The 25,207-nt window shown below is 72.8% G+C and carries 39 protein-coding genes; 27 read left to right on the top strand and 12 right to left on the bottom strand.

Going from position 1 to position 25,207, the window contains the following annotated elements:
• Window positions 1–58 precede the first annotated feature (58 nt).
• Complete coding sequence (locus ACN27D_RS06325; protein ID WP_121683459.1) at window positions 59–445, top strand: hypothetical protein; 387 nt, start codon at window positions 59–61, stop codon at window positions 443–445.
• 7 nt (window positions 446–452) lie between these two features.
• On the opposite strand, the gene ACN27D_RS06320 is transcribed toward ACN27D_RS06325, so the two are convergent.
• A complete protein-coding gene (locus tag ACN27D_RS06320; RefSeq protein ID WP_013287999.1) occupies window positions 453–671 on the bottom strand; it encodes a DUF397 domain-containing protein in 219 nt (72 codons plus the stop codon).
• Between the two features lie 66 nt (window positions 672–737).
• Between ACN27D_RS06320 and pepN the strand changes: the two genes are divergently transcribed.
• From pepN to ACN27D_RS06280, 8 genes are all read left to right on the top strand, one after another.
• Window positions 738–3,254, top strand: a complete 2,517-nt coding sequence (gene pepN, locus ACN27D_RS06315) for an aminopeptidase N (protein ID WP_421498747.1) — start codon at window positions 738–740, stop codon at window positions 3,252–3,254.
• Window positions 3,255–3,337: 83 nt separating this feature from the next.
• A complete protein-coding gene (gene nadD / locus ACN27D_RS06310) occupies window positions 3,338–3,934 on the top strand; it encodes a nicotinate-nucleotide adenylyltransferase (protein ID WP_013475510.1) in 597 nt (198 codons plus the stop codon).
• 110 nt (window positions 3,935–4,044) lie between these two features.
• Window positions 4,045–4,449 (top strand): ribosome silencing factor, encoded by a 405-nt coding sequence (gene rsfS, locus ACN27D_RS06305; RefSeq protein ID WP_013287996.1) that lies wholly within the window; start codon window positions 4,045–4,047, stop codon window positions 4,447–4,449.
• Window positions 4,446–5,075: a histidine phosphatase family protein gene (locus ACN27D_RS06300; protein WP_121683461.1), complete on the top strand. Its 630-nt coding sequence runs from the start codon at window positions 4,446–4,448 to the stop codon at window positions 5,073–5,075. The genes rsfS and ACN27D_RS06300 overlap by 4 nt, the downstream gene beginning before the upstream one ends.
• Before the next feature lie 48 nt (window positions 5,076–5,123).
• The gene (locus ACN27D_RS06295; RefSeq protein ID WP_120568495.1) at window positions 5,124–5,978 is read left to right on the top strand and encodes a DegV family protein; all 855 of its coding nucleotides are present in this window, start codon (window positions 5,124–5,126) and stop codon (window positions 5,976–5,978) included.
• A gap of 9 nt (window positions 5,979–5,987) precedes the next feature.
• Window positions 5,988–6,764, top strand: a complete 777-nt coding sequence (locus ACN27D_RS06290; RefSeq protein ID WP_421498746.1) for an SDR family NAD(P)-dependent oxidoreductase — start codon at window positions 5,988–5,990, stop codon at window positions 6,762–6,764.
• 461 nt (window positions 6,765–7,225) lie between these two features.
• Complete coding sequence (locus tag ACN27D_RS06285; protein WP_421501114.1) at window positions 7,226–8,071, top strand: helix-hairpin-helix domain-containing protein; 846 nt, start codon at window positions 7,226–7,228, stop codon at window positions 8,069–8,071.
• A 41-nt stretch (window positions 8,072–8,112) separates the two neighbouring features.
• Window positions 8,113–10,206, top strand: coding sequence for a ComEC/Rec2 family competence protein (locus tag ACN27D_RS06280; protein WP_421501113.1), 2,094 nt, complete (start codon window positions 8,113–8,115; stop codon window positions 10,204–10,206).
• A 732-nt stretch (window positions 10,207–10,938) separates the two neighbouring features.
• On the opposite strand, the gene ACN27D_RS06275 is transcribed toward ACN27D_RS06280, so the two are convergent.
• The 4 genes from ACN27D_RS06275 to ACN27D_RS06260 form a co-directional block, all read right to left on the bottom strand.
• Window positions 10,939–11,334 carry a hypothetical protein gene (locus ACN27D_RS06275; protein WP_421498745.1) on the bottom strand — a complete coding sequence of 132 codons (396 nt, stop codon included), beginning with the start codon at window positions 11,332–11,334 and terminating at the stop codon, window positions 10,939–10,941.
• Window positions 11,331–11,627, bottom strand: a complete 297-nt coding sequence (locus ACN27D_RS06270) for a hypothetical protein (RefSeq protein WP_421498744.1) — start codon at window positions 11,625–11,627, stop codon at window positions 11,331–11,333. Before ACN27D_RS06270 ends, ACN27D_RS06275 begins: the two co-directional genes overlap by 4 nt.
• 68 nt (window positions 11,628–11,695) lie before the next feature.
• Window positions 11,696–12,316 (bottom strand): hypothetical protein, encoded by a 621-nt coding sequence (locus tag ACN27D_RS06265; RefSeq protein ID WP_421498743.1) that lies wholly within the window; start codon window positions 12,314–12,316, stop codon window positions 11,696–11,698.
• 89 nt (window positions 12,317–12,405) lie between these two features.
• A complete protein-coding gene (locus ACN27D_RS06260) occupies window positions 12,406–12,654 on the bottom strand; it encodes a hypothetical protein (RefSeq protein ID WP_421498742.1) in 249 nt (82 codons plus the stop codon).
• A gap of 177 nt (window positions 12,655–12,831) precedes the next feature.
• Between ACN27D_RS06260 and ACN27D_RS06255 the strand changes: the two genes are divergently transcribed.
• From ACN27D_RS06255 to ACN27D_RS06170, 18 genes are all read left to right on the top strand, one after another.
• Window positions 12,832–13,410: a hypothetical protein gene (locus ACN27D_RS06255; protein WP_421498741.1), complete on the top strand. Its 579-nt coding sequence runs from the start codon at window positions 12,832–12,834 to the stop codon at window positions 13,408–13,410.
• A 101-nt stretch (window positions 13,411–13,511) separates the two neighbouring features.
• Window positions 13,512–14,477 (top strand): DUF6907 domain-containing protein, encoded by a 966-nt coding sequence (locus ACN27D_RS06250; RefSeq protein ID WP_421498740.1) that lies wholly within the window; start codon window positions 13,512–13,514, stop codon window positions 14,475–14,477.
• On the top strand, window positions 14,474–15,268 hold the full coding sequence (locus ACN27D_RS06245) for a sigma-70 family RNA polymerase sigma factor (protein WP_421498739.1): 795 nt from the start codon (window positions 14,474–14,476) through the stop codon (window positions 15,266–15,268). The genes ACN27D_RS06250 and ACN27D_RS06245 overlap by 4 nt, the downstream gene beginning before the upstream one ends.
• Window positions 15,265–15,426 (top strand): hypothetical protein, encoded by a 162-nt coding sequence (locus ACN27D_RS06240; protein WP_421498738.1) that lies wholly within the window; start codon window positions 15,265–15,267, stop codon window positions 15,424–15,426. The genes ACN27D_RS06245 and ACN27D_RS06240 overlap by 4 nt, the downstream gene beginning before the upstream one ends.
• On the top strand, window positions 15,410–15,568 hold the full coding sequence (locus ACN27D_RS06235) for a hypothetical protein (RefSeq protein ID WP_421498737.1): 159 nt from the start codon (window positions 15,410–15,412) through the stop codon (window positions 15,566–15,568). Before ACN27D_RS06240 ends, ACN27D_RS06235 begins: the two co-directional genes overlap by 17 nt.
• A complete protein-coding gene (locus tag ACN27D_RS06230) occupies window positions 15,565–15,813 on the top strand; it encodes a hypothetical protein (protein ID WP_421498736.1) in 249 nt (82 codons plus the stop codon). Before ACN27D_RS06235 ends, ACN27D_RS06230 begins: the two co-directional genes overlap by 4 nt.
• Complete coding sequence (locus ACN27D_RS06225) at window positions 15,813–15,995, top strand: hypothetical protein (RefSeq protein WP_421498735.1); 183 nt, start codon at window positions 15,813–15,815, stop codon at window positions 15,993–15,995. The genes ACN27D_RS06230 and ACN27D_RS06225 overlap by 1 nt, the downstream gene beginning before the upstream one ends.
• A complete protein-coding gene (locus ACN27D_RS06220; RefSeq protein WP_421498734.1) occupies window positions 15,992–16,336 on the top strand; it encodes a hypothetical protein in 345 nt (114 codons plus the stop codon). The genes ACN27D_RS06225 and ACN27D_RS06220 overlap by 4 nt, the downstream gene beginning before the upstream one ends.
• Entirely contained in the window at window positions 16,333–17,283 is a 951-nt protein-coding gene (locus tag ACN27D_RS06215) for a hypothetical protein (RefSeq protein WP_421498733.1), read from the top strand. The genes ACN27D_RS06220 and ACN27D_RS06215 overlap by 4 nt, the downstream gene beginning before the upstream one ends.
• 3 nt (window positions 17,284–17,286) lie before the next feature.
• A complete protein-coding gene (locus ACN27D_RS06210; RefSeq protein WP_421498732.1) occupies window positions 17,287–17,481 on the top strand; it encodes a hypothetical protein in 195 nt (64 codons plus the stop codon).
• Window positions 17,478–17,627, top strand: a complete 150-nt coding sequence (locus tag ACN27D_RS06205; RefSeq protein ID WP_421498731.1) for a hypothetical protein — start codon at window positions 17,478–17,480, stop codon at window positions 17,625–17,627. Before ACN27D_RS06210 ends, ACN27D_RS06205 begins: the two co-directional genes overlap by 4 nt.
• Entirely contained in the window at window positions 17,627–17,827 is a 201-nt protein-coding gene (locus ACN27D_RS06200) for a hypothetical protein (RefSeq protein WP_421498730.1), read from the top strand. The genes ACN27D_RS06205 and ACN27D_RS06200 overlap by 1 nt, the downstream gene beginning before the upstream one ends.
• Window position 17,828: 1 nt before the next feature.
• Complete coding sequence (locus ACN27D_RS06195) at window positions 17,829–18,020, top strand: hypothetical protein (RefSeq protein WP_421498729.1); 192 nt, start codon at window positions 17,829–17,831, stop codon at window positions 18,018–18,020.
• 2 nt (window positions 18,021–18,022) lie between these two features.
• Entirely contained in the window at window positions 18,023–20,038 is a 2,016-nt protein-coding gene (locus ACN27D_RS06190; RefSeq protein WP_421498728.1) for a cell division protein FtsK, read from the top strand.
• Between the two features lie 143 nt (window positions 20,039–20,181).
• Window positions 20,182–20,442, top strand: coding sequence for a hypothetical protein (locus ACN27D_RS06185; protein WP_421498727.1), 261 nt, complete (start codon window positions 20,182–20,184; stop codon window positions 20,440–20,442).
• Window positions 20,439–20,828 carry a hypothetical protein gene (locus ACN27D_RS06180; RefSeq protein WP_421498726.1) on the top strand — a complete coding sequence of 130 codons (390 nt, stop codon included), beginning with the start codon at window positions 20,439–20,441 and terminating at the stop codon, window positions 20,826–20,828. Before ACN27D_RS06185 ends, ACN27D_RS06180 begins: the two co-directional genes overlap by 4 nt.
• A gap of 79 nt (window positions 20,829–20,907) precedes the next feature.
• Entirely contained in the window at window positions 20,908–21,114 is a 207-nt protein-coding gene (locus ACN27D_RS06175; protein ID WP_421498725.1) for a hypothetical protein, read from the top strand.
• Window positions 21,115–21,370: 256 nt separating this feature from the next.
• Window positions 21,371–21,934 (top strand): recombinase family protein, encoded by a 564-nt coding sequence (locus ACN27D_RS06170; RefSeq protein WP_421498724.1) that lies wholly within the window; start codon window positions 21,371–21,373, stop codon window positions 21,932–21,934.
• Here the strand turns inward: ACN27D_RS06170 and ACN27D_RS06165 are convergent.
• The 7 genes from ACN27D_RS06165 to ACN27D_RS06135 are packed head-to-tail and all read right to left on the bottom strand — an operon-like array spanning window position 21,931 to window position 24,967.
• Window positions 21,931–22,122, bottom strand: a complete 192-nt coding sequence (locus ACN27D_RS06165; protein WP_421498723.1) for a hypothetical protein — start codon at window positions 22,120–22,122, stop codon at window positions 21,931–21,933. The two genes, ACN27D_RS06170 and ACN27D_RS06165, sit on opposite strands and share 4 nt — an antisense overlap.
• A 3-nt stretch (window positions 22,123–22,125) precedes the next feature.
• Window positions 22,126–22,944 carry a hypothetical protein gene (locus ACN27D_RS06160; protein WP_421498722.1) on the bottom strand — a complete coding sequence of 273 codons (819 nt, stop codon included), beginning with the start codon at window positions 22,942–22,944 and terminating at the stop codon, window positions 22,126–22,128.
• A gap of 9 nt (window positions 22,945–22,953) precedes the next feature.
• Window positions 22,954–23,415, bottom strand: coding sequence for a helix-turn-helix domain-containing protein (locus ACN27D_RS06155; protein ID WP_421498721.1), 462 nt, complete (start codon window positions 23,413–23,415; stop codon window positions 22,954–22,956).
• Window positions 23,415–23,735, bottom strand: coding sequence for a hypothetical protein (locus tag ACN27D_RS06150; RefSeq protein ID WP_421498720.1), 321 nt, complete (start codon window positions 23,733–23,735; stop codon window positions 23,415–23,417). The genes ACN27D_RS06155 and ACN27D_RS06150 overlap by 1 nt, the downstream gene beginning before the upstream one ends.
• Window positions 23,732–24,175, bottom strand: a complete 444-nt coding sequence (locus tag ACN27D_RS06145; protein ID WP_421498719.1) for a helix-turn-helix domain-containing protein — start codon at window positions 24,173–24,175, stop codon at window positions 23,732–23,734. Before ACN27D_RS06145 ends, ACN27D_RS06150 begins: the two co-directional genes overlap by 4 nt.
• Entirely contained in the window at window positions 24,168–24,425 is a 258-nt protein-coding gene (locus ACN27D_RS06140; RefSeq protein ID WP_421498718.1) for a hypothetical protein, read from the bottom strand. The genes ACN27D_RS06145 and ACN27D_RS06140 overlap by 8 nt, the downstream gene beginning before the upstream one ends.
• Window positions 24,422–24,967, bottom strand: coding sequence for a hypothetical protein (locus ACN27D_RS06135; RefSeq protein ID WP_421498717.1), 546 nt, complete (start codon window positions 24,965–24,967; stop codon window positions 24,422–24,424). The genes ACN27D_RS06140 and ACN27D_RS06135 overlap by 4 nt, the downstream gene beginning before the upstream one ends.
• Between the last annotated feature and the right edge of the window lie 240 nt (window positions 24,968–25,207).

Genomic DNA, 25,207 nt, shown 5'->3' with positions numbered 1-25,207 from the left:
TCCGCCACCCGCCGGCGCGACGTCCGGCGGGCGTCACCGGCGACGGGGGAGGGCACGGATGCGTGACGACAGGGCGGCACGACGGCACTTCGAGGCGTCGGCCCGGCTGCGCGGCGACGGCCGCGACGGGCCGCTGATCGGGGCGCTCCGGCGCTCCGCACCCCGCCCGCCGCGCCACTTCACCGTGCACCTGGGCTTCGCCGCCGCCGATCCCGCCGTCGCGCGGGAGCACGCCGTGGCGTACGCCGAAGCGCTCGGCCTGCTCCGCCCGGAGCTGGCGCTCGGGGCGGCGGCGCTGTCCCCGGCGGACGCCTGGCACCGCGCCGAGCGGCTGTTCTGCGACGCCGTCGGGCCCGACGGCGAGCGCTGCGCCGACGTGGCCGGTCACCCCGGCTTCCACCACGCGCCCGGTCCGGGCGGCCTCGGCTGGGGCGACGGTGACTGAGGCGCGCTCAGTCCAGGTCGAACTCGCCGTCCTGGGCGCCCGCGACGAACGCGTCCCACTCGGCCTGCGTGAAGACCAGCACCGGCCCGTCCGGCTCGGCGGAGTTGCGCATGCCGATCAGGTCGTCGACGAATGCCACTTCGACCGCTCCCTCGGAGGTGTCGCCCTCTGCCCGCTGCCAAACCGCCCGGGAGAGGTCGAAATCGCCCTTGGGGTGCTGACCCATCGCTGCTCCTCCATCGCCATGCGTAACGAGAGGGCCCGAGCGGACCTCATCGGGCAGGATAAGCGGATGCCGAGCCTCACCCGTGCAGAGGCGACCGCGCGCCGCGCGTCGATCGCTGTCGAGTCCTACGATGTGGACCTCGACCTGACCGGCGACGCCGAGCGGTTCCGCTCCGCCGTCACCATCCGGTTCCGGGCCACCCCCGGCGCCGAGACCTTCGTCGACGTCAAGCCGCGCCGACTCCTCGCCGCCCGCCTCAACGACCGCGACCTCGACCCGGCCCTGCTGGCCGGCGACCGGCTCCCGCTGACCGGCCTGGCCGCGACCAACACGCTCACCGTCGAGGCCGAGATGGCCTACTCCAACACCGGCGAAGGCCTGCACCGCTTCGTCGACCCGGCCGACGGTGAGACGTACCTCTACGCGATGTCCTTCCTGGACGACGGGCCGCGCATCTTCGCCGCGTTCGACCAGCCCGACCTGAAGGCACCGGTGACGCTGACCGTCACCGCGCCGCCGGAGTGGACTGTCGCCGCCAACGGGCCGCTCGCCGACCGGCCCGCACCCGGGCGCTGGGAGTTCGCCCCCACCGAGCCGCTGGCCACGTACTTCGTCTCGCTGATCGCCGGCCCCTGGCACGTGCTGCGCGCCGAGCACGACGGCATCCCGCTCGGCCTCTACTGCCGGCGTTCGCTCGCCGCCCACCTGGACGCCGACGCCGAAGAGATCTTCACCGTCACCCGGCAGTGTCTCGACCGCTTCCACCAGCTCTTCGCCGAGCGCTACCCGTTCGGCAAGTACGACCAGGCGTTCGTGCCCGAGTTCAACGCCGGCGCGATGGAGAACCCGGGCCTGGTCACGATCCGCGACGACTACGTCTTCCGCTCCGCCGTCACCGACACCCAGCGGGAGCTGCGCGCCACCACCATCGCCCACGAGATGGCGCACATGTGGTTCGGTGACCTGGTCACCATGAGCTGGTGGGACGACCTCTGGCTCAACGAGTCCTTCGCCGAATACCTCGGCACCCGGGTCACCGCCGAGGCGACCCGGTTCGACCGGGCGTGGACCACGTTCGCGAGCCGTCGCAAGGCGTGGGGCTACACCGCCGACCAGCGCCCCTCCACCCATCCGGTGGCACCGGAGGAGGTCGCCGACGCCGCGCAGGCGCTGCTGAACTTCGACGGCATCTCGTACGCCAAGGGCGCCAGCGTGCTCCGCCAGCTCGTCGCCTGGCTCGGCGACGAGGCGTTCCTGGCCGGGCTGAACGCGCACTTCGCCGCGCACCGGTTCGGCAACGCGACGCTCGCCGACCTGCTGGCCGCCTTGGGCGCGGCGAGCGGTCGCGACCTGGACGGCTGGGCGGAACGCTGGCTGCGCCGTGCCCAGGTGAACACGCTGCGGGTCGACACCGCTGTGGACGCCGACGGGCGGTGGACCGACGTGGCGATCGTGCAGACCGCCCCGGCGAGCCACCCGGTGCTGCGGCCGCACCGCATCGGCGTGGCCCACCACACCGCCGACGGCCCGGCGTACCGGTTCGAGGTCGACCTCGACCCGGACGCCGACGGCGGCCGTACGCCCCTGCCCGAGCTGGTCGGGCGGCCCGCCACCGGGCTCGTGCTGCCGAACGCCGGTGACCTGACGTTCGCGAAGATCCGGCTCGATCCGGCCTCGGCGGACGCGGTGCCGCTGCTGCTTCCCGCGATCGACGATTCGCTGGCCCGGGCGCTGCTCTGGGCCGAGACGCTGGACGCGGTCACCGACGGGGAACGGCCGGCCGGCGCGCTCGCCGAGCTGATCGGGGCGGCGCTTCCGGCCGAGACCGAGGTGACGATCGTCGAGGACGTGCTGCTGCTCAGCCGCCGGCTGATCGACCGCTACCTCGATCCGCTCGCCCGTGACGCGGCGCTGCTGCGGGTGGCGAACGCCTGCGCGGCGCTGCTCGACTCGGCACCCGGGGGCGGCTCGTTGCAGCTCGCCGCCGCGCGCGGTCTGATCGGCGCCACCACCGACACCGCGATGCTGACCGGCTGGCTGGCCGGCGAGGGTGTTCCGCCAGGGCTGGCGATCGACGCCGACCTGCGCTGGGCGGTGCTGCGCCGGCTCGTGGTGCTCGGCGCGGCCGGGACGCCGGAGATCGACGCCGAGGCCGACGCCGACCGCAGCGCCACCGGCGCCGAGCAGGCCGCCGCGTGCCGGGCCGCGCTGCCCGACGCCGACGCGAAGCGCGCCGCCTGGGAGATCGTCACCCGCAGCACCGAGCTGTCCAACCGCCTGGTCGAGGCGACCGCAGAGGGCTTCTGGCAGCCCGAGCAGGCCGAGCTGACCGCCGGCTACGTGGAGCGCTACTTCGCGGACATGCCGGCGGCGGCGCGTCTGCGTACCGCGTGGGTGGCCGACGCGGTCACCGTCGCCGCGTACCCCCGCTACGCCGTGGCGCAGACCACCCGGGAGACGGCCGCGGCGCTGCTGGCCCGCGACGACCTGACGCCCGGCCTGCGGCGGTGGGTGACCGACCTGGACGACGACATGCGCCGGGCGCTCGTGGCCCGGACGGCGGTGGCCGCCGCGTCGGCCTGACCGGAGCCACGCCGGGCGGGCTCATCCGCCCGGCGTGGCCGACCCCGCCCGGGCCCGTGCGGGGCGCGGCCTACGATCGCTGGGTGGAGGAAGACATCCGGCGGGTCGGCATCATGGGCGGCACGTTCGACCCGATCCACCACGGGCACCTGGTGGCGGCGAGCGAGGTGGCCGACCGGTTCGGTCTGGACGAGGTCGTGTTCGTGCCGACCGGGCAACCGTGGCAGAAGGCGGAGGAAGCGGTCACCCCGGCCGAGGACCGCTACCTCATGACGGTGATCGCCACCGCCTCCAACCCGCGTTTCCAGGTGAGCCGGGTCGACATCGACCGGGGCGGTCCCACCTACACCGTCGACACGCTGCGCGACCTGCACGCCGAGTACGGCCCGAAGGCGCAGCTGTTCTTCATCACCGGCGCGGACGCCCTGGAGCGCATCCTCTCCTGGAAGGACCTGGACGAGGCGCTCGAACTGGCCCACTTCATCGGCGTGACCCGGCCCGGTTTCGAACTCACCGACAAGCACCTCCCGGCCGACTCGGTGAGCCTGGTGCAGGTGCCCGCGATGGCCATCTCCTCGACCGACTGCCGCGCGCGCGTCGCCCGCGGGGAGCCGGTGTGGTACCTGGTGCCCGACGGTGTGGTGCAGTACATCGCGAAACGGCGCCTCTACCAGCGGTGATTCGCCCCCGTACGTCCCGGTTCATGCCTGAGATCGACCAGAACTGACAAGTCGGCACACCGCCGGGTGTGAGAGGCTTGGAGGGTCGCACGGTTGATCGAAGGAGAACGGTGACAGTTTCCGAACGCGCGCACGAGCTGGCGATGGCCGCCGCCCAGGCCGCGGCCGACAAGAAGGCACAGGACATCGTCATCATCGACGTGGGCGACCAGCTCGCGATCACCGACGCGTTCCTGCTGGCCGCCGCTCCGAACGAGCGTCAGGTGCTCGCCATCGTCGACGCCATCGAGGAGCGCCTGCTGGAGCTGCCGGAGAAGGCCAAGCCGGTGCGCCGCGAGGGCGAGCGGGGCGGCCGCTGGGTGCTGCTCGACTACGTCGACATCGTGGTCCACGTCCAGCACACCGAGGAGCGCGAGTTCTACGCGCTCGACCGGCTCTGGAAGGACTGCCCGCAGATCCCGTTCACCGATCGCGACCTGGCCGACTCGGCCGCCGGCACCGCCACCGCCGAATGACCCGCCTGATCGTCTGGCGGCACGGCAACACCGACTGGAACGCCGCGAGCCGGGTCCAGGGCCAGACCGACGTGCCGCTCAACGACCTCGGCCGGGAGCAGGCCCGCGCCGCCGCGCCGGTGCTGGCCGCGCTGCGCCCGGACGCGATCGTCGCCAGCGACCTGCGCCGGGCCGCCGACACCGCCGCCGCGCTCGCGGCGCTGACCGGGCTGCCGGTACGCTCCGACGCCCGGCTGCGCGAACGGCACTTCGGCACCTGGCAGGGCCTCACCCTCACCGAGGTGGCCGAGCGCTACCCCGACGAGTACGCCCGCTGGCGAGCCGGTGACCCCGACCCCGGCGCCGGCATCGAGCCCCTGGGCGACCTCGGCGCCCGGCTCGGCGCCGGGTTCCAGGACGCGGCCGACCTGGCCGTCGGTGGCACCGTCGTGGTGACCACCCACGGCGGCGGCGCCCGGCAGGGCGTCGGCCACCTGCTCGGCTGGGACCACACGGTGCTGCGCAGCCTCGGCTCGCTGGCCAACTGCCACTGGACCGAACTGCGCCACGACGACGTCCGGGGCTGGCACCTGCGCGCGCACAACGTCGGCCTGATCACCCAGCCGGCGCTCACCGACGCGGTCTGACACCTCCGGCCCCGGCACGTCACAGCGCCATCGGCTAGCGTGCCGGTCATGCCCGTCGCGGTCGTCACCGACTCCACCGCCTACCTGCCGCCCGACCTGGTCCGCGCACGCGGACTCACAGTCGTCCCGCTCACAGTCGTCCTCAACGGCGCGGAAGGGCTGGAGGGCGTCGAGACCTCCCCGGCCGACGCCACCCGCGCGCTGAGCGGCCGGCGGGTATCGGTGAGCACGTCCCGGCCCGCGCCGGAACAGTTCGCGCAGGTCTACCGCGCGCTGCTCGCCGAGGGCGCCGACGGGGTCGTGTCGGTGCACCTGTCCGCCGAACTGTCCGGCACCGTCGAGGCCGCCCGGCTGGCCGCCGCCGAGGTCGGCGACGACCGGGTCACAGTGGTCGACAGCCGATCCACCGGCATGGGCCTCGGCTTCCCGGCGCTCGCCGCCGCCGCGGCCGCCGCCGGGGGTGCCGACCTGACCGGGGTACGCGACGCGGCGCTGGACGCGGTCGCCCGTACCACCATCTACTTCTACGTCGACACGCTGGAGTTCCTGCGCCGGGGCGGCCGGATCAACGCGGCCGAGGCGCTGCTCGGCACCGCCCTCTCGGTCAAGCCGATCATGCACATGCCGGACGGCGCGATCGTGGTGAAGGACAAGGTCCGTACCGCCAGCCGGGGCGTGGCACGCCTGATCGACCTGGCAGTCGAGGCAGCGGACGACGCCGAGGTGGACCTGGCCGTGCACCACCTCGCCGCGCCGCAACGGGCGGAGCAACTGCTGGCGGCGCTGACCGAGCGGCTGGGCGACCGCCTGCACGACACGTACGTCACCGAGGCCGGCGCGGTGGTCGCCGCGCACGCCGGACCCGGCCTGGCATGCGTGGTGGTCCACCGCCGCACGGCCTAGGGTGGCCGGATGAGCCCACTGTCGTACGTCGTCACCGGCGGCGGGCGCGGCGTCGGACGGGCCATCGTCGAACGGCTGGCCGCCGATGGTGGCACCGTGGTCGTGGTCGAGCGGGACACCGGTGCGCTGGACTGGCTGGCCCGGCATCCGCTGGCCGACCGGCTGCACGCCGTGACCGGGGACGCCGGCGACGAGGCGGTCACCGGGCGGGCCGCCGACCGCGCCGAGGCGTACGCGCCGCTGGCCGGCTGGGTCAACAACGCCGCCGTCTTCCGCGACGCCGACCTGCACCGCGCGCCCGCGAGCGAGGTCGTCGACCTGATCGCGCTCAACCTGCGCCCCGCCGTCGCGGGAGCCGGCACCGCCGTACGCCGGTTCCTGGCCGCGCGCACCGGCGGCGCGATCGTCAACGTCTCCTCCCACCAGGCCCGCCGGGCGGTGCCCGGTGCGCTGCCGTACGCCACCGCGAAGGCCGCGTTGGAGGGGCTGACCCGGGCGCTCGCCGTCGACTACGGTCCGCGCGGCATCCGCGCCAACGCCGTCGCGCTCGGCTCGATCCACACCGAACGGCACGCCGCCTACCTGGCCGGACTCGACCCGGCCGGGGTGGCGCACGTCGACGCGGAGATGGCCCGGCTGCACCCGCTCGGCCGGATCGGGCGTACCGACGAGGTGGCCGAGGTGGTCGCGTTCCTGCTCTCCGAACGCGCCTCGTTCGTCAACGGCGCGACGGTGCCGGTGGACGGGGGACGGGCCGCGCTGGGCCTGGACCCGGAGGCGCGCTGAGCTTCGCCTCCCGGCCGCGCTAGCACAGTCAGGGTTTGATCGGGTTGCTGTCCACAGTGCTCCCGTCGTCCACAGGTGAGAGCTCCCCGGCCGACGGTTGACGAGCCGTCGCCGTAGCGTCCCGAGCCGTGCCAGACGACGACGAGACGACGGTACGGCGGCGGCTCGCCCGGCTGTTCGGGGGCGCTGATGCGGCAGGTGCCGCCCCGCCGGCTCTTGTCGGTCGTCCGCGCCGGCCCATCGGCGCGATGATGCCGGAGGCGCTGTCTCCGCCCGAGCCCTGGCGGTCCTTCGAGCCGGGTCTCGAACCTGGGTCAGGTGGGACCGGGCTGGATTCCGCCTCTGGGCGGGGCCCTGGTGCGTTCGGGCCGGACTCCGAGGAGCGGTCCGGCTCTGCGCGCGGGCCTGGTGGGGCCGGGCCGGAATCCAGGGCTCGGCCTGGTTCGGGATCCGGCGGTGGGCTGGGCTCGGAGGATCGGCCCGGTTCGGGTCCCGGGCGTGTGACAGGCGCGGGCGAGCCGGACTACGGGCCGCGACCGGCTCTCCCGGAGCGTGACGGCGTGTGGGAGCAGCCATTCGGGGATCCGCCGTCCGTTGCCACGGACGCCGAGATGGACCGTCAGTCGGCCTCTGTGCGCGGTCTGGTGTCCCGGCTGCCCGGTCCCGGGGCGTTCGACCCCGGCCGGCGGGGTGTGCGGGCGCTCGCGGCGGTGGCGGCAGTGGTGGTCGTGGTGGCCGCCGTCTGGGCGTGGCGCTCACGTCCCAGCGCCGAGCCCGTCCAGCCGGTAGCGGCACCCGCCGAGGCGCCGGTGAGCGCGGCGACCGAAGCCGTTCCCGGGGTGCCCGCGCCGGCCGGCTCACCCGGTCAGGTGGTCGTCGCGCTGGCCGGCAAGGTCCGGCGTCCCGGCCTCGTCCGCCTCCCGGCCGGCGCGCGGGTGGCCGACGCGATCGAGGCGGCGGGCGGCGCGCTGCCCGGCGTCGACGTGGCGCTGCTCAACCCGGCTCGCAAGGTCACCGACGGGGAGCTGATCCTGGTCGGCGTCACCGCCCCGCCGGGGCAGGCCGGACCCGCCGCAGCGGGCGGCGGTGCGCCGGGCGGCTCGGCGGCGCCCGCCGGCCCGGTCAACCTCAACACCGCGACGCTGGCCCAGCTCGACGCGCTGCCGGGCGTCGGGCCGGTCCTCGCCCAGCGGATCCTCGACCACCGGGACCGCAACGGCGGGTTCCGGTCCGTGTCCGATCTGCGCCAGGTCGACGGCATCGGCGACGCCCGGTACGAGCAGCTCAAGGAACTGGTGACGGTGTGAACCGCCGACGCCCCCTCGATGGCGACGCGGCCGACCGCGACGTGCCCGATCTGCGGCTGGCCGGGTTGGCGGTTGCGGCCTGGCTCGCCGCGCTGGCCGGGCTGCACCTCACGGTCCGGGTGACGGTGTGGATGGCCGTCGTCGCCGCCGCGCTCGCCCTGCTCGCGGGCCTGCACCTGTGCGGCGTGCTGGGCCGGCCGGGTGCAACGGTCCGCCGCTACGGCTGGATCGCGGTCGCCGTACTGCTCGGCGTGCTCTGCGGCGCGGCCGCCACCGGCGCCCGGGTCGCGGTCCGCGACGCCGCCCCGGTCCGCGCGCTCGTCACCGATCGTGCCCCGGTCACCGCCGAGCTGGTGCTCCGCGACGACCCCCGTCCGGTACGCGGTGCGCCCGGCCGTCCACCGATGCTGCTGGTCCGCGTGGATCTGATCCGGCTCACCGGACCCGACGGCGCTCGCGTCACCGGTCCCGTCCGCGCGCTTGTGCTCGCCACCGATCCGGCCTGGCGTCCACTGCTGCCCGGGCAGCGGGTCACCAGCCGGGGACGGCTGTCCGCCCCGCGTGGCGGCGACCTCACCGCCGCCGTGCTCTCCACCGCCGACCCGCCCACGCTGCGCGGCGACGCGTCGTGGCCGCAACGGGCGGCAGGCGTGCTGCGCGCCGGGCTGCAACGGGCCTGCGAGCCGCTGCCCGACGCGCCGGGCGGGCTGCTGCCGGGGCTCGTGGTGGGTGACACCAGCCGGCTGCTTCCGGAGGTGGAGGAGGACTTCCGGGCCACCGGGATGACGCACCTCAACGCGGTGTCCGGCTCCAACGTGGCGATCGTCGTCGGGGCGGTACTGCTGCTGGCCCGCTGGGCGCGCGCCGGTCCGCGTACCGCCGCCACGCTCTGCGTACTCGCGCTCGTCGGGTTCGTCATCCTGGTCCGGCCTTCGCCGAGCGTGGTGCGCGCCGCGGCGATGGGCGCGATCGGGCTCGCCGCGCTCGCCGCCGGGCGGTCCCGATCGGCGCTGCCCGCGCTCGCCGCGGCGGTCACCGGGCTGGTCCTGTACGACCCGGACCTCGCGGGCGACCCGGGTTTCGCGTTGTCGGTGTGTGCCACCGGGGGACTGCTGCTGCTCGCGCCGGGCTGGCGGGACGCGCTGCGGCGGCGGGGCGTACCGAGCGGGCTGGCCGAGGCGCTGGCGGTGCCGGCCGCAGCACAACTCGCCTGCGGCCCGGTGATCGCCGGGCTGTCCGCCACGGTCAGCCTGGTGGCTGTGCCGGCGAACCTGCTGGCGGTGCCGGCCGTCGCGCCCGCCACTGTGCTCGGCGTGCTGGCGGCGGTGCTGTCGCCGGTGTGGCCGGGCGGCGCGGAGTTCCTGGCCTGGCTGGCGAGTTGGCCGGCGCGCTGGCTGGTGGCAGTGGCCGCGTACGGGGCGGACCTGCCGGCCGGGAACCTGCCCTGGGCGGGCGGGGTGGCCGGCGCCCTGCTGCTGGCGGCGGTGAGCGTGGCGCTGCTGCTCGCCTTCCGCCGACGCCGGGCGCGCCGGCTGATCGCTGTCGTCGCGGTGGCGGTGGTGCTTGGCGCGGTGCCGGTCCGGCTGCTCGCCTCCGGCTGGCCGCCGCGCGGCTGGGTGGTGGTGGCGTGCGCGGTGGGGCAGGGGGACGCTGTGGTGCTGCCGGTCGGCGCCGGCCGGGCCGTGGTGGTCGACGCCGGCCCGGAGCCGTCCGGCGTGGACGCCTGCCTGCGCCGCCTCCGCGTACGCGAGGTGCCGCTGCTGGTGGTCAGCCACTTCCACGTCGACCACGTCGGCGGCCTGGCCGGGGTGTTCCGCGGCCGTCGGGTGGGTGCGGTGGTGGGTCCGTCCTGGTCCGAGCCGCCCTACGGCGCAGCCCAGGTACGCGATGCGGCCCGCCGGGCCGGTGCGCCGGTCGCTCCGGTGCAGGCGGGGTGGCGGTGGCGGGCGGGCGCGGTGGACCTGGTCGCCGTCGGGCCGCCGTACCCGCTGCGGGGCAGCCGGTCCGATCCGAACTCCGACCGAGCGTGTCTGCCCCGTCCGTTCCGTCCGGTCGGTGCAGGTCACGGCCCCGCTGACGCCTTGCTGCTATCCGTTCCGACCGGCCCGTCCGTCCGGGTGCGCCGCGTCAGGTGATAAGGCTGTGAGAATTTCGAACCCGATCGGGAGGGCACGGTGATGGACTCGACTACTCGCCACGCCGTCGCCGCTGTTCTACGGGGGCTAGGCGTGAATCGCCTCTTAGGATGACTATCCAGACGATTGCCTCAGCGCTTCCTCCATACGGAGACCTGACATGGCTCGATTCCGCACGGATGACCCGGCCCTGCATGCCGAGATGGAACGGCTCGCCGCGCAGGAAGCGGCGTCGTGGCCGATCGCAGATGAGACGTTGGCGCAACTGGCCCGAATCTTTCGGGCAGCAGCAGCCGTCCGCAGCTCAGCAGCGGGCCACAGCACCGGCCCCGGACGCGAGCAGAGGCTGACACGGAGGACTCCGACACGGCATGAGGCGATCAATGCTGCCGGAGAAGTGCTTGCTTACGGGCTCGCCATGCGTGACGCCCTTCCGCCACGTCAGGCAGCCGAACTGGCGTGGACTCCCACCGGCCCGTCCGTGGACGAGTTGGAACGGCGGATTACAGAGTCGCGACGTGCGCCAAGTGCAGCGGGGGGCGGGCGCGAGGAGCGAACACGACCTAGGTCCGGGCTCGATGAGGATTTGATCAGGCTGACCGTTGCCGCTGCGCCACCCCTGACCTCCGAACAGGTGGAGACGCTGCGCCGCATTCTGTTGCCTGCCGTTGAGCGAAGTGCCACGCGGACAGAAGATGCCGGTAGCGGCGCTTAAGCTGGGCCGACACCACCTCAAAGGCTCGCGTTGAGAACTGTGCCGAACACCTCGGACCCGTCCGTGAATTGAACGCGCATACCAGCAGGCTTCGAGCTGCCACCCCACTGGGCATAGGTTTCCGCGACGGCGACACGGGGCAGCCCCGCGGCGCTAATGGCGGCGACGATCGCGTCCGCCCACGCTGGCGGCTGCCCTGGCGTGGCTTCAACAGGCGAAGCCGTGCCGGCGTTGTCGGGGTCGAGTGGTGGGGCCTTCTGATCCCCACCCACGAGTTGTATGTCAATTCGGCCGTTCAGTGTTACGCCGACCGGCTTCGGTCCGCCGCCGGTCGACCAGCGCGACACCTGCCGCACCCACGGCTGCGCGGCAAGCAGGTCGGCAAGCCATCCCTCGAACTCGCGGACAATCACGCCGCGCCACCCACGTTCAGCCCTTTTTCCACTAACTCCCGGATGAGCGCGCTGGGCTCGATGTCACGGGCTTCCGCCTCGACGAACAGTGCGTGGGCAACCCTCTCGGGCAGTGGAGCCGAGACGACGACGGTGATGTTTGCGGCCTGGGTGGTGTCGACGTTCGCCCCGGACCAGTCGCGGTCGTTGAGCGCGGCGCGGATCTCGCCGCGCATGCGCGTGGTGTGTTCGGCGATCTTGGATTCGTTGAGGTTGGCGCGGAGGGCTCGCACGTCCCGCCAGTTACTTGCCACCAGATCGACCCTTTCCTCATCCACAAGTCTCATAGCCTCAACGCCTGCGGGCCAGCGGGAGGCATGGCCTACGCCAGATACCCATCTGAGCGAAGAAGGCTCAGCATCTCCGCGTCGCCGAGATCCGGACGGGCTGATCTCGCAACAGGCGGGCAGAGGTTCGAGACCGGCGTGTCGAGCCAGTTGGTCGGCATGATCGCCGTCACGGCGATGTCCACCACCGCCCGGCGCCTGTCGGCCCCTATCGAACTGGCCAGGGCCACTGCGGCCTCAAGTCCACTGTTCCGGATGGTCAGAGCAAGCGCGCAGCCGTCCGGGTCGAGCATCTGTAGCACCAGCCGAGCAGACGCCTCTTTGATGTTCGATGCCAGCAGCAGCACCCCGACGAGGTGGGTGGTTAGCGGCGGACTGGAGGCAACGACGGCGCTGTGGTGTGACAGGCAGGGCGAGCATCGGTCCCAGTGGGCTGCCAGCGCATCTAGGATCGGCCTAAGGTCCATCGGCTGGAGCGGACCCTCTTCTGGGCTCTCGACCCCGTAGTCGACGGCATAGATCGCAACCATCTCAAGGTCGACGCCGGCCGGTCGGGGGTGACGCGGCGTCTCGTTTGGGCCGCTGCCCGTCCGATCGCAAGCGCGAGGTCGAACTTTGTCGTCGTAGAAGCTCGCGGGAAGGCGTGATTCGGTCATGCGCCGCATCCTCCCGCCCGAAGCAAGCCTCATCAACGCTTCGTGGCGGTCGAGTAGCCGGTTGCGCTCACGTCGGGGATGTGGTTTGCCTACTCGCTTGGCTCGACACCAGCGGCCCGGCAAATCTGCCGGATGCGCTCGGGGGTGTAGCCCGTCATGCGACTGATCTCGACTTGGGTCCGACGCTTGTGCCGGATGTCGTCGGCGATGGCCTCGGCGACCTGGGGACGGAGTTCCGCAACCCGGGCCTGAACCTCGCGCAGCCGCTCGCGTAGCTCCGTGACCTGGGAGCGCGCATCAGCGAACTGCTGAGCAACCTCGGTTAGTCGATCCGTCATGAGCTTGATCATCCCATCGGGTCGGCGGCAAAACTATCGAACTTTTTGGGGATAACCGCTTCCGCCCGACCCCAAGTAAGCGTAGAGTTTGGGCATAAGCAAGGCGGCCCCAGACAGCGACTCCACTCGCTGCCCAGGGCCTTGATCCATCACCTGCCTCAGACAGGAGATAGACCCATGGCGCACGCTATCAGCGCGCTCACGAACCCCGGCGACAGCATCAGCTACACCGCCGGCCGCGTCACCGTCACCCTCCAGTGGATCCGCGACGGGGTTTACACCGTCACCACCTACCAGGGCACGCTCCGCATCGACGAGCAGTGCGGCAGCTACACCACCGAGCAGATCGCCCGGTCCGTGGCCCGCCTCTGGGCGGAGATGGCGAAGGCCGAGGCCGAGGCCACCCCGGTTGCGTCCCTCGCGGTGCTCGCCGAGATGGGCGAGCAGCGGCAGGCCCGGCCCACCATGGCCGGCGCCCACCTGGCCGACGTGACCGACCCGCAGCACCGGGCACTGTCCACCGCCGCCGCGTTCGGCCGCGTCCACCGGGGCGGCGGCACCTACCGCGAGTCGGTGGCCACCCTGCGGGCGCTGGCCCGCAAGGGCCTGGTGCGGCTGCACATGCGCCCGGGGCGCCGGTACGACATCGACCACGCCACGATCACCGCCGCCGGTGAGCGGGAGTTGGCCCGGCTCGACGCCGAGGCGGCCCGCCGCGAGCAGCACACGGCACTTCTCGTCCGCCTCGCGGGCTGACCTTCTGCACCCAGAGCAGGGCATCCATGTAGTCGGGCGCCCGGCAGTTGGAGTCCAAGCCGCTGCCGGGCCGCCCTTGATCGGGAGAGGACCCCGACCTAATGAGAATCATCGCAAACGCGACCGCCAACGCGACCGCCGTTCCCGACTCGGACAACTGCGGCCGGCCGTGGTGCATCAACGGGCACGGACCGGGGATCGTCGGTCCCGTCGACCTGGAGTGCGTCATCGACGCCCCGAACCTGCGCGACGGGTTCATGCCGCTGTCCCACTACAGCCAGCACGACCGCCTGTCGGTGCTGATGTGCCAGTCCCCGCACGAGGTGGCCCCGCGCATCGAGGTCGGCAAGCGCATCGGCGGCGAGTCGAACATGAGGTGGCTGCGGCTCACCCCGCAAGAGGCGTTGACGGTGGCACTGCTGCTGGACACCACGGCGCTCCTGGGTGACAAGCCGCTGCCGATCGGGCCGGCGCCGGAGCGGGCACCGTTCTGGCTGGACGGCCCGTGCCCCGGTTGGTGCCTGAGCGGGCACTCGGCGCGCGACATGTATGACGACCGGGTGCACGGCGGCGGCCTGACGGAGATCCCGCTGACGCTGGTGGACGCGGTCGACGGCGAACAGTCGGTCGTCACGGTGGCGATGCACCGCCACTACCGGTCGACCACCGCCACCGTCGAACTGGCGGTGACGGCCGCCGGGGTGGTGTCCCTGTCGTCGGCGGAGGCCCGCGCGCTGGCCGGTCACCTGCGGGATCTGGCGCTGCTCGCCTTGGCCCGCCCCGCCCCGGCGACGTCGGCCCCGGCGTGGGCGACCAGCACGGCGACGGGCGACCCGGGTGCCGTGTTCCACACCGGGCACGTCGGCACTCTGGCGGTCGCCGACTCGACCGGTCGCACGTCGAGCACGGTTGAGGTGCTGGTGGAACGCGACGACCACCACGGCGTACCCGGCCGCGCGTCCGTGCGGGCGGACGAGGTGGAGATGACGCCGGACGACGCCCGCAGGTACGCCGCGCTGCTGGTAAAGGCCGCCGACATCGCCGACGCGGACAGGGCGTCGCTGTGACCGCGCCGACGATCGACACGGCCGAGCTGGTGCGGGAGCACCGATTCGACGAACTGGTCCGCAACGAGCAGGCCCGCATCGTCCGCACCATCTTCCGGTTCTGCGGCAACTGGGCCGACGCGGAAGAGGCCGTACAAGAAGCCTTGGTGAAGGTGTGGGCCGTCCGGGCGCAGCTCGACCACGTCGACAATCTGGCCGCCTGGCTCGTCATCGAGGCGAAGTGGAAGGCTCGGAAGCTCGCCGCGCAGCGGCGTCAGGCGGTACCTGGTCTGCTCGGCGAGCACATCGAGCGCGTCGAGGCGCAGACCCCCGAGCCTTCGTCGCTGCCGTGCGCCGCTGACCCGGAGGTGAAGGCCCGAATCCGGGTGGCGCTGGCGGCGATGTCGCCGATGCAGCGGGCGGTGGTGCAGGCGCACTGCATCCACGGTCTGACCATCGAAGAGACGGCCAAAAAGGTGGGCACCACCCGCAGGTCGGTGTCGCAGATGCTGTACATGGCCCTGCACCATGTGGACCTGTCCGGACCGGAGTGGCGGGACCACATCGCCGAGATCGGGTTGGAGTCGCCGGAGGCGAAGGCGTTCCGTACGTCTTTCGCACTGGTGCGGATGCTGCCGACGCGGCAGCGGCAGGCGGTGCGGCTGCGCTACCTGAAGCGTCTGCCGCTGGCCGACGTCGCCCGGGAGATGCACAGCACGCCGACGAACGTACGGAACCTGCTCAACGACGCGCGGCGCACCGTCCGCGCGCTGGCCGCCGATCTGACCTCGGGTGTGGGTGGTCCCCGGTGAGCAGCTACCAGACGGTGATCCGCCCGTCCGGCCCGCTCACCGCCGAGGTGCTGGTGGGGCTGCTCGCCGACCTGGGCGAGCAGCCGCCCCGGCGGATCCCCCGCCCCTATACCCGCACCGCATCTGTTGGAGGTGCCCGCCGTGGCCACGTTCGTTGACCGCCTCGTGAAGCGGACGGTGCTCGTCTGCGCCGCGCTCGCCGGACTCGCCTTCATGGCCAACCACCACGACCACCCGTGCACCGGCGAGCAGGTCGGCGCGGGCGGCATGTGCGTCTCGACGAGCTGGGGTGCGCGGTGAACCGGCGCATGGTGTGGGCCGGCTGCGGCCAGCCGGCAGCGATCCGCATCGAGGTGTACTCCGCGGCAAACGGGCTGATGCACGGCTCGCTCGACGCCTCCGTCTACTGCTGCACCCGCCACGAGCCGGGCGCCACAGCCGCAATCCACGCGGCGGGCCTGACCCCGTACCGGGCGGGCGCCCCCCTGCACCTGGCCCGCACCTGCGGGTTCATCCACCGCTACCCGACCGCCCGGGAGTCCTGATGAACGACACCGCCGCCGCTGTCTTGGCCGCCGTTCTGGTGGGCGGCCCGGCCGTGATGCTCACGCCGTTCTGGCTGGCCCACCGCAGCAGCGAAAGCCACGCCGACACCACCGCCGCCGCGATCCGCGCTCAGCAGCGCCGGGAGCGCGCCGAGCGCCCGAAGGAGCTGACCCACCGATGACTACCACTGACCCGCGCCGCGCCGCGTTCGCCCTCGCCGCCGAGGGCATCGACGCCGGGCTGCCCGTTCCGTTCTTCGTCCAGGTCGGCCGCGACGACGACCTCAGCCGGGCGGCCACGCTGATCCAGCTCGCCGACGACGACCGGGACGGCGTCGAGCGGTGGGCGACCTGGCTGAGCATGCCGCGGCCCGCGCTCAGCCTCCAGCCGATGCGCTCGGAGAGCCGGTGGTGGCAGCCGTTCGAGGTGGTGGGCCAGCACCCGGACACCGGCCGCACCGTCTGGGTGAAGTCGCACGTGACCGTGCCCGCCCCCGCTGATGTGAAGGAGCCGACCCGATGACCGCACGCGCCAAGGCCCTGAACGCCGCACAGACCGGCGTCCTGTGGGGCCTGCCGCTCGCCCTGACCGCCCTCGCCGTCGCCTGGACCCTCGTGGCCGTCGGCGGTCTGCTCACCACGCAGGCGCCCGGATGGGTGGCCTACAGCGCCGGGGCCCTGTTCGATCTCGTGTGGGTGTCCGCGATGCTCCACGAGCGGGCGCACCGCCGGTCCGCGTCCGTCTCCCGCACCCCCACCATCCTCGGGTGGCTGCTGCTGGCCGTGTCCGTCGCCGCGGTGCTCGTACACGGCCTGGCCGCCACCACCGTGCCCATCGCCATCATCGGCGCGGTCATCCCCGTGCTCGGCAAGCTGACGTTGCAGATGGCCCTGTCGACGGCCGGCGTGCGGATCACCGCCGACGCGCAGCGCAAGGTCGACATGGTCCGTTCCCGTGGCCGCGACGCCGTGGCGGTGGCCCGCGCTATCGACGAGGTGAAGGCGATCAGCGAGGAAGTCGGGGCGGAGCACACCGCGCGGGACTACCGCAGCCGCGTCCGGGCACACGCCCAGGTCGACGACGCCCGCCGCTCCTACGAGTCGGCGCTGCGGGACCGTGCCGACGAGGCAGGGGCCGTGCCGGCCGGTGAGCTGCCGTCGTTCGGGTTGATCTCCGACGACGACATTCGGACGCTGCTGGACTCGATGACCGTCACGGCTATCGGCGCAGGTGGCACGTCCGGCGGCGCGGGCGCGGACGGCTACGGCACGCCCGACGACAAGGCGCTGCAACTGCTGGCCGCTGAGGTGTACACCGCCGCCGAGGTCGACGAGAACCCGCCGAGCCTGCGCGAGTTCCGCCGGCGGATGCGTGAGGCGCTGACCGCGCGCCGGTGGAAGGCGTCGACCGCGTTGGTCGACCAGCTCTACCGGCACGAGCGGGCGCTGCGCACCGGACACGAGCGCTGACCGATGGCCTGGGAGGACCGCACCCCGGAGGAGAAGAAGAAGGCACGCACCGAGGCCCGCCGCTACAAGGCGACCGACGACAACCACACCTACGAGGTCACCACCGGCAAGGGCACGCGGCTCACCGCCAGGGGCATCAACTCGGCCCGCGTGCTGGCCGGCAAGGACGGCACCTACAAGCGCAAGGAGTCGAATTGAGCACCCTCGCCGCCATCCTCGCTGCCGTCTCCGTGGCGGCCACCCTGACCGGACACACCACTGCCGCGATCGTCACCGGGCTCGGCGCCGCAGCGGCCGGTGTGGCCTTCCACGTCCGGCGGCAGCGCAAGGAGGGTCAGTCCTGATGGCCCGGACCAGGAAAGCCACCGAGCGGGACCTGGCGGGCATCGTCGCCGAGCACATCGTGTCCTCACTGGAAGGGGCTGGCGACTACCGCAGCATCAACGCCTTCCGCCGGCTGCCGGAGCACGTGCAGCAGGGCATCGCCGACCTGGCCGCCGACGAGCGCCAGCGGCGGGCCGCCGGCATCAAGCTGACCGACTGACATGGCCGACAACGACTGCACGACGTGCCCCGAGCTGCTCACGCGGCTCGGGGCCGCGGCCGGCGGCATGGACGCCCTGGCCGCCCTCATCGAGTCCGAGATGGTCGCGCCGACGATGCCGTGGCGTGACCTGTTGCCCCTGCTCGCGACGCGAGCCCGGAACCTCGCCGACCAGGCGCGAGGGAGGTACTGACCATGACTGCGTTGCCGATGGAGTACGACGACGAGCGGCACATCATCGAGGCCGACCGCGTCGGCGGGCCGGTCGACGCGCCGGACCGCAAGGCCACGTTCGCCGAGGTGGTGTCGCGCGACGACCGGACCCGGCCGATCGTGCCCGCCGTGCTGCGCTCGCCGGAAGGGCGAAAGGCGCTGGTGCGCTGGTCGGCCCGCTACGGCGCCAACCGGGCGCTGTACCACGTCACCCGCTCCCCGAAGTACGGCATCAAGGTGGCCGCCTACGCGCCGCGTGGCGTGTGGCGGGCCGGGTCGGCGGTGCTGTGGTGGGCGGCCGGCGGCCGGGAGAACTTCCACCTGCGGCAGGAGGCCGCCAACAAGAACGACCCGCACACCTGGCAGTCCCTGAACCGCACCCGCGCGAAGGAATCCGGCGCCCGCTGGTGGGTTGTCGGCGCCGCGCTGGTGCTGCTGCTCGCCGTGCTGATTGGCGTCGAGATGGCGGGCATGCCGCCGATCGGCTGGTACTGCGTCGTTGCCGCGCTGGTGCTGGTGGCGGCCCGCGTCGGCAGGCCGGCAGACAAGCCGATCGTGGACCGGGTGAGCACCGCGCAGCGGTTCACGAAGTTGACCGCCGAGATGGTCCGCAACGCCGTGGTGGCGCTATCGATCGGCGTGAAGGAGCCGGGGCAGTTGACGTTCCCCACGCCGATCCACAAGGACGGGCCGGGCTGGCTGGCCCGCTTCAACCTGCCCGGCGCGATCGTGGCCACGTCGTTGTTGGAGAAGCGCGACAACCTCGCCGCCGCGCTGCGGCTGCCCGTCGACCAGGTGTGGCCCGAGGTCGGCCCCGACCACCCCGGACAGGTCGACCTGTGGGTGGGCTACCAGCCGTCGTCCAAGATGGGCCAGCCGCGGTGGGCGCTCGCCTCCGACACCGCCCGGACCAGCGTCTTCGAGCCGCAGCCGTTCGCCACCGACGCTCGCCAGCGGCCGTTGACCACGACGCTGTTCGCCCGGAACTTCCTCATCGGCGGGCAGCCCGGGTCCGGCAAGTCGTACGCCGCCCGCACGCTGCTGACCATCGCGATGCTCGACCCGACGGTCGAGCTGAAGGTGGCCGAGTTCAAGGGTGTTGGTGACTTCCTCGACATGTCCCCGCTGTGCTCTGACTACGTGGTCGGTGTCGACGATGACGCCTTCGAGCGGGGCAGCGCCATCATCGGCTGGGCCCTCGCCGAGTGTGAGCGGCGCGGCAAGCGGATCTTGGAGGCCAAGAAGCGCGGCGAGGCGCCCGAGGGCAAGGTGACCCCGGAACTGGCCGCGAAGCCCGGGTCGGGTCTGCACCCGGTGTTCATCCTGCTCGACGAGGTCCACGAGCTGTTCGCCGCCGTGCCCGGCGCCGCGGCGGCGTGTGAGCGGGCTATCAAAAGGGGCCGGGCGCTGGGTGTCATCTTCTGCCTGGCCACGCAGATCCCCGACAAGGACAGCCTGCCGCCGAACATCACCCGCTGCATCACGACCCGCTGGTGCCTGTCGGTGCTGGGCCAGGTCGAGAACGACATGATCTTGGGTACGGGCGCGTACAAGCGCGGCTTCACCGGCACCGTGTACCGGCCCGGCGTAGATGCGGGCTGGGGCGTGATGGTCGGCGTCGACAAGCCGGGCAGCGCCCGCAGCTTCTTCCCCAAGCCGGAAGTCGCTGCGGCGATCGTCGCCCGCGCTGCCCAGCTACGCGGACAGACGGTCATCGGAGACGCCGCCGAGCGGGTTGAGGCACGGGACATGCTCGCCGACGCCCGCGCCGTGCTTCACCCAGGGGAGGCGGGCGTGCCGTGGGCGGTGCTGGCCGAGCGCCTGGCCGCGCAGTGGCCGGAAATGTACTCGGGGATCACCGCCGACATGGTTCGTGAGTCGCTTGCCCGCTACGGCGTCGACTCGCAGGACGTGAAGGTGGGCCGGAAGAACCTGAAGGGCGCCCGCCGCACGGCGCTGGACGCCGCGCAGCAGCGCCGCGAGATCGAAGCCGAGTAGGTCGCATGGCCGGTCGCGGGACGAACCTTGGTCGCGGAAGTGCGACCACACCTGCGACCGGCCCTGAACAGCGCAAACGTCTGTTGGTCGCGTGGTCGCGGCACCCCCGCCGAGGCCCTGAATCCTGCCCTTGGAGGCACCCTGTGAGAGGCACCCTGACCGCGACCGGCATCGTGCTGGCCGTCCTGCTCGTCTATGCCGTGTCGTGCGCGCTCAAGCCGTTCCGTGACTGCTCGGTGTGTGACGGCAAGGGCCACCATCGCGCCAAGGCCAACCGGAAACTGTCCCGCCCGTGCTGGTGGTGCAAGGGCGCCGGGAAGCGCCTGCGGTACGGCCGTCGGGCGTGGAATCGCGCTCGGCGGATGCACCGCGACGCCGGGACTGGTGCGAGGATCGGCCGGTGATCGTCTACCGCGCCGACGTCTTCGGTCTGACCCAGGTAGCCGCAGGCATGTCGTCGTGGACATCCAGCCGCGAGTACGCCGAGGCGTACACCACGGCCGCTTTCGCAGGTTTCGGCGGCCCGTGCCTCTACCGCGGTAAAGCCGAAGGCCGGGTGCTCGACCTTCGCAGTGACCCCGCCGCCGCTCTTGCAGGGTTCGGGCTCGACCTGGCCGACTACAGCGGCGAGCCGCTGCACGACACGCTGCGAATCCTGGCACCACTGTTCGCCGCCACAGGATTCCGCTGGCTGGCGTTCTGCGAGCACCCCAACCCGCTGCACGATGAGTGGCTGTACGTCGGTCCTGGACCGGTCGCGTGCCATCCGGTCGACCAGCGGACCCGGTAGGCTGCTCGATGTTCGGTCAGGGCATGGCTTGGGCGCGACCCACCCGGGAACGCGCGACGTTCCGACCGAAGGAGAACCGGTGACCACCACCGACACCCAGCACACGGAAGACGCTGCGGCCTACACCCGGCGCACCGGCCGCTATCCGGCCCACTGGACGGCTGATCGCTGCTCCGTCCAAGACGCCCGCATCCGCGTCTGGGCCGAGGCCGCTGCTCGGGGCGCCGACCTCACCGGCCGCAGTCAGGCACGCAGGATGCTGCGCCGCTGGGGTGTGGACGCCTAACCGCAGCACGACGACGGCCCGCCAGGAGCGCACCTGGTGGGCCGTCACGCTTTTTGCGTGCGAACGTTCGCACCCAGAAAGAAGGGTGCCCAAAAGTAGGCGTTGTGAGACAACCGGCGGCGGGGTGCCGGTGACCCCGTTTCCGGCCCTCTAGCTGTCTCAAAAAACCTGCCCATTGTTCGCCGATATCCTTGCGTCACTGAGACAGGTATTGAGACACTAAGGGTACGGAGACACCACCCACGAGGGGACGAACATGGCGACCATCGGATACGCCCGAGTCAGCAGCACCGGGCAGAACCTTGACCGGCAGACCGACGCACTCACGGCGGCCGGCTGTGACCGCGTGTTCGTCGAGAAGCTGTCCGGCGCGAAGGCGGCCAACCGCGCCGAGCTGGCCGCGTGTCTCGACTACCTGCGAGCCGGTGACGTCCTGGTCGTCACCGAGTTGGCCCGCCTCGGCCGGTCCCTGCTCGACCTGATCGGCATCGTGACCGGGCTCGGTGAGCGCGGCGTGCAGTTCCGCTCGCTGAAAGAGGCCATCGACACCACCACGCCGTCCGGCCGGCTGACCTTCCACATCATGAGCGCGCTTGCCGAGTTCGAGCGGGACGTCATCAACCAGCGGGCCGCCGAAGGTCGCGCCGCAGCGAAGACGCGCGGGCAGACCGGCGGGCGGCCCCGCGTCGACCGCGCGAAGGTCGACGCGGCGAAAGCCCTGGTTGCCGGGGGCATGTCCGCCTCTGCTGCCGCGAAGGCAACCGGGGTGTCCCGGGCGACTCTCTACCGGGAAGGAATCGGCACGGTCACCGCGAGCTAGCCTGCCCGCCCCGATGCCCCCGACCGTCGTCGAGCCGGGGGCATCGCCGTGTCCACGGCAACCACGGCGGCCCGCAGCCGGTCGCGTAGCCAGCGGGGCGCGGCCAGGTCGCCGGAGTCGATGCCGTCCACGACGGCGGCGAGGCTGCCGGCTGCGGCCCGCACGTCTGCGGGCCGGTTGGCGCCCACCGGTTACACCTCGCCGCGGGCGGCCCGGATCTGCCGGACGTCCCTGCCGTGCCCGACCGCCCGCCCTTCCAGGATCGCCCGCTCTGCGGCGTCCCGCCGGTCGTCTCTCTGCCGGTCGATCGGCCCGAACGTGGCGTCGTAACACTCTTCGTCCGACATGTCCGCCACGGACCTGCCTGCCGATGCGTGTACCGGCTTCCGCTGCTGCTCGGCCCGTCGGGCGGCGGCGGCCAGCCCATCGGATCGCCACTGCTGGACGCGCAGGACGTAGTCGCGGTTCGCGGCGTCGCTGCCGTGGTAGAGCTGAGCCAGCGTTTCCGCCTCTTCGCCACTCATGTCCTCGATCATCGCGGCGGCGCGGGCACGGTCGGGGGTTGCTGCGATGGCATGCCGGGCCTGCCACGGCACGCGCGCGAGCATGGCCGGGTCAATGCCGCTCGCGGTGAACGCCGGCAGGTCCCCGCCCTCGAACAGGGTCGGAGCGGGCCGCACCTGGCAGGCCGCGTGGTACTCGGTGGGCGCCGCCGCGGCCAGGTGCTCGACGAGAGGGTTACCGGGCCGCGTGCGCCCTCCCGCCGCCGCTCCGCCCTGGGTGCTGCCGGGGGTGGAGGCGTGAACGAGCTGCCCGGCGGCGGTCACCGGCACGGCGCATCCGGGAGCGAGCGCCGAGGCGAGGATTTCCACGGTCTGCGGGCGCATCACCCCCTGGTCGAGCTGCGCGCGCCACTGCTCGCCCTGAGCGGCGGTGATCCGGCCGGTGGCGACGCAGAAAGACACTGCGTCTTCGCTGGGCCTGCGGGGCCTGTCGGTTGGTGTGGGCATCGGGGCTCCTTACGGGTTGCTGTTGGTGGCTGCCGGCCGGGACAGCCTGGCCAGCACGTCGGCCCGTTCCAGCAGCCAGCCGCCCGGCCGACGCCGCGCCGTGGCGAACGCACCGCGCCGACAGTGCGCCCGCACGTTCCGGGTGCTGCAACCGAGCAGCGCCGCGGCTTCGCGTACGTCGACCGGGTCGACCAGCACCACCGGATCCGAACCGATCACCTCCGACTGTGCCCCGTGCGGCGTGGCCGGAACTTCCAGGCTTCCGGTTGCGGCAGCACGGGCCTCGGCGGCGGCCACGTCGACCACCGCCCGCAGTGCCACGAAATCGGCGGGCGGGCGGACGCCGTCGCGGGCGGCGACCCGCTCAGCGACGGCCAGCGCCCGGGCCAGGTACAGGGCGCCGACCGGCCCGGCGAGGAACTGGCCGCTGCCAAGCCCGAGCACCAGGCCGCCGGGGACGCCCGGTTGCACTACGCGCCCTCGTAGGTAGCCCAGTCGTCGCCGTACAGTGCGGCACTCATCGCGTGGGAATTGCGGGCGCGGGGCAGCTCCGGCGGTACCGCGGGTTCGGCCGGCTGGCTGGACGCGGCGACCTGCGGCGCGGCGGCGGCGACCTGCCGCTCAGCGGCGCGGATCTGCGCGGGCGGGGTGTCTGCGGAAAGGCCGAGGCGGCGGGCGGATCTGGCGTTCGCTACGTCGATCGCCGCGAGTACCACCGCGTCGGCGGCGTCCGCAGGGAGATCGAGCGCGTCTCGCAGCCGATCCATGAGCTGGCTCCGGGTGACGGTCATAGCGGCGTTTCCTGTTCTGTGTGGGCCGCGAGGGCGGCGGATTCAACTTCTGCGCGTTCGATGAGCCAGGCGCGAGCCCGGACGACCGCCGAGGCGTATTCGCCGCGCCGACAGCGCGCCCGCACCGTCTTCCGGGTTACCCGGGCGATCCGGGCGGCCTCGGCGGTCGTCACGGGATCCACCAACACCGAACGTGCTTCCGCCGATGGTGCCGTTTCCGCAGGTGGGGAACCGTTCCCGGGGTCGCGGAGGAACCGGCGGGCGTCGCGGGCGGCGGCTTCCACTGTGTGCGCCAGCGCGGCGAAATCCTGCGACCACGGCAGTCCGTCGCGGCGGCACATTTCCCCGGTGAGCAGCAGCGCGGCCCGGACGAGCAGCACCCCGCGGGGGCCGATCACCACCTGTCCGTTGCCGAGGTCAATCACCACCTGGTCAATCACGGTCGGCCTGCCGGGCTGCGATGACAGTCGCCCACGATTGCACCCAGGCGTCCGGAGTTTGCCCGCCGGTCGGTTGCAGGTCGACGGCGACCAGGGCGGCAAGCATGGCGGCAACGAGTCGGGCGTCGTCGCCGCTGACGCAGGCGAGCAAGTCGCTGGCGGCGGCGAACGCCGATGCCGTCTCGAAGCCGTATGCCCGCGCCTGTTCGATGATCTCGAAGGCGTCGCTGATGGGGCCGAGAGTGTTCACGCCTGCCTGCCCTTCCCGCCGAGCCGTCGGCGGACGGTGGTCTGCAATGCGGTGAGGGCGGTCAGCCGCTCGGCGAGTTGGGCGCGGGTGGCCGGGTCGGCGGTAGCCATGGTGCTGCGAACCTCGTCGAGCAGGTCGGCGACCCGCAGAGACACGAGGGCGGCGGTGACAGCGTCGGGGACGGCCGCCAGGTCGACGTCTACGGCGGCGTCGTGGACCGTCGACTTCGGCAGGTCGAGCAGCGCGGCCACACCCCGCCATGAGTGCCCGCCGGCCCGCAGCGCGGCGGCGAGCAGCGCCAACTCTCGGCGGCGCCGTTCCTGCCGGGTGGGGGTGCGCACGGCCGGCTTGGCGGGGCGTGGGGCGCGTTTGGCCGGCGGGGGTAGTTCCTGCAGCCCGGCCGTGTCGACGAACAGGGCGCGCGCCCGCTCGGGGTCGTCGGCGATGGCGGCGGACACCGCCGACCGCCACGGGTGGTAGACCTCGGCGTACCACCGGTTCCGAGCCTCGGCTCGCGCCCGCGGGTCGTCGATGTGCCGCATGTCGGGTGACCGGGGCCGCCATCGGGTGCCGGCGGGCCAGTCCCTGACTGTCCCGGATCGCACCTCCCACAGCGTTACGCGCCCCGGATTGGCGGGGTCTTCTGCCGCGTACCCGCCGTCCGGCAGGGCGGGTAGGTCATGGGTGGGGCGGTGCATTCGGTGCTCCATGGGGTGTGCTGGCGGGTTCGGACGGGTGTCCGGGTGGCGGGTGCCTGTCATGGTTTGCGGGCTGTGGGGCGG

It is taken from the genome of Micromonospora sp. WMMD1274 (genome assembly GCF_049179035.1).
Taxonomy (GTDB): Bacteria; Actinomycetota; Actinomycetes; order Mycobacteriales; family Micromonosporaceae; genus Micromonospora; species Micromonospora tulbaghiae.
This window is presented reverse-complemented; position numbering and strand designations above follow the sequence as displayed.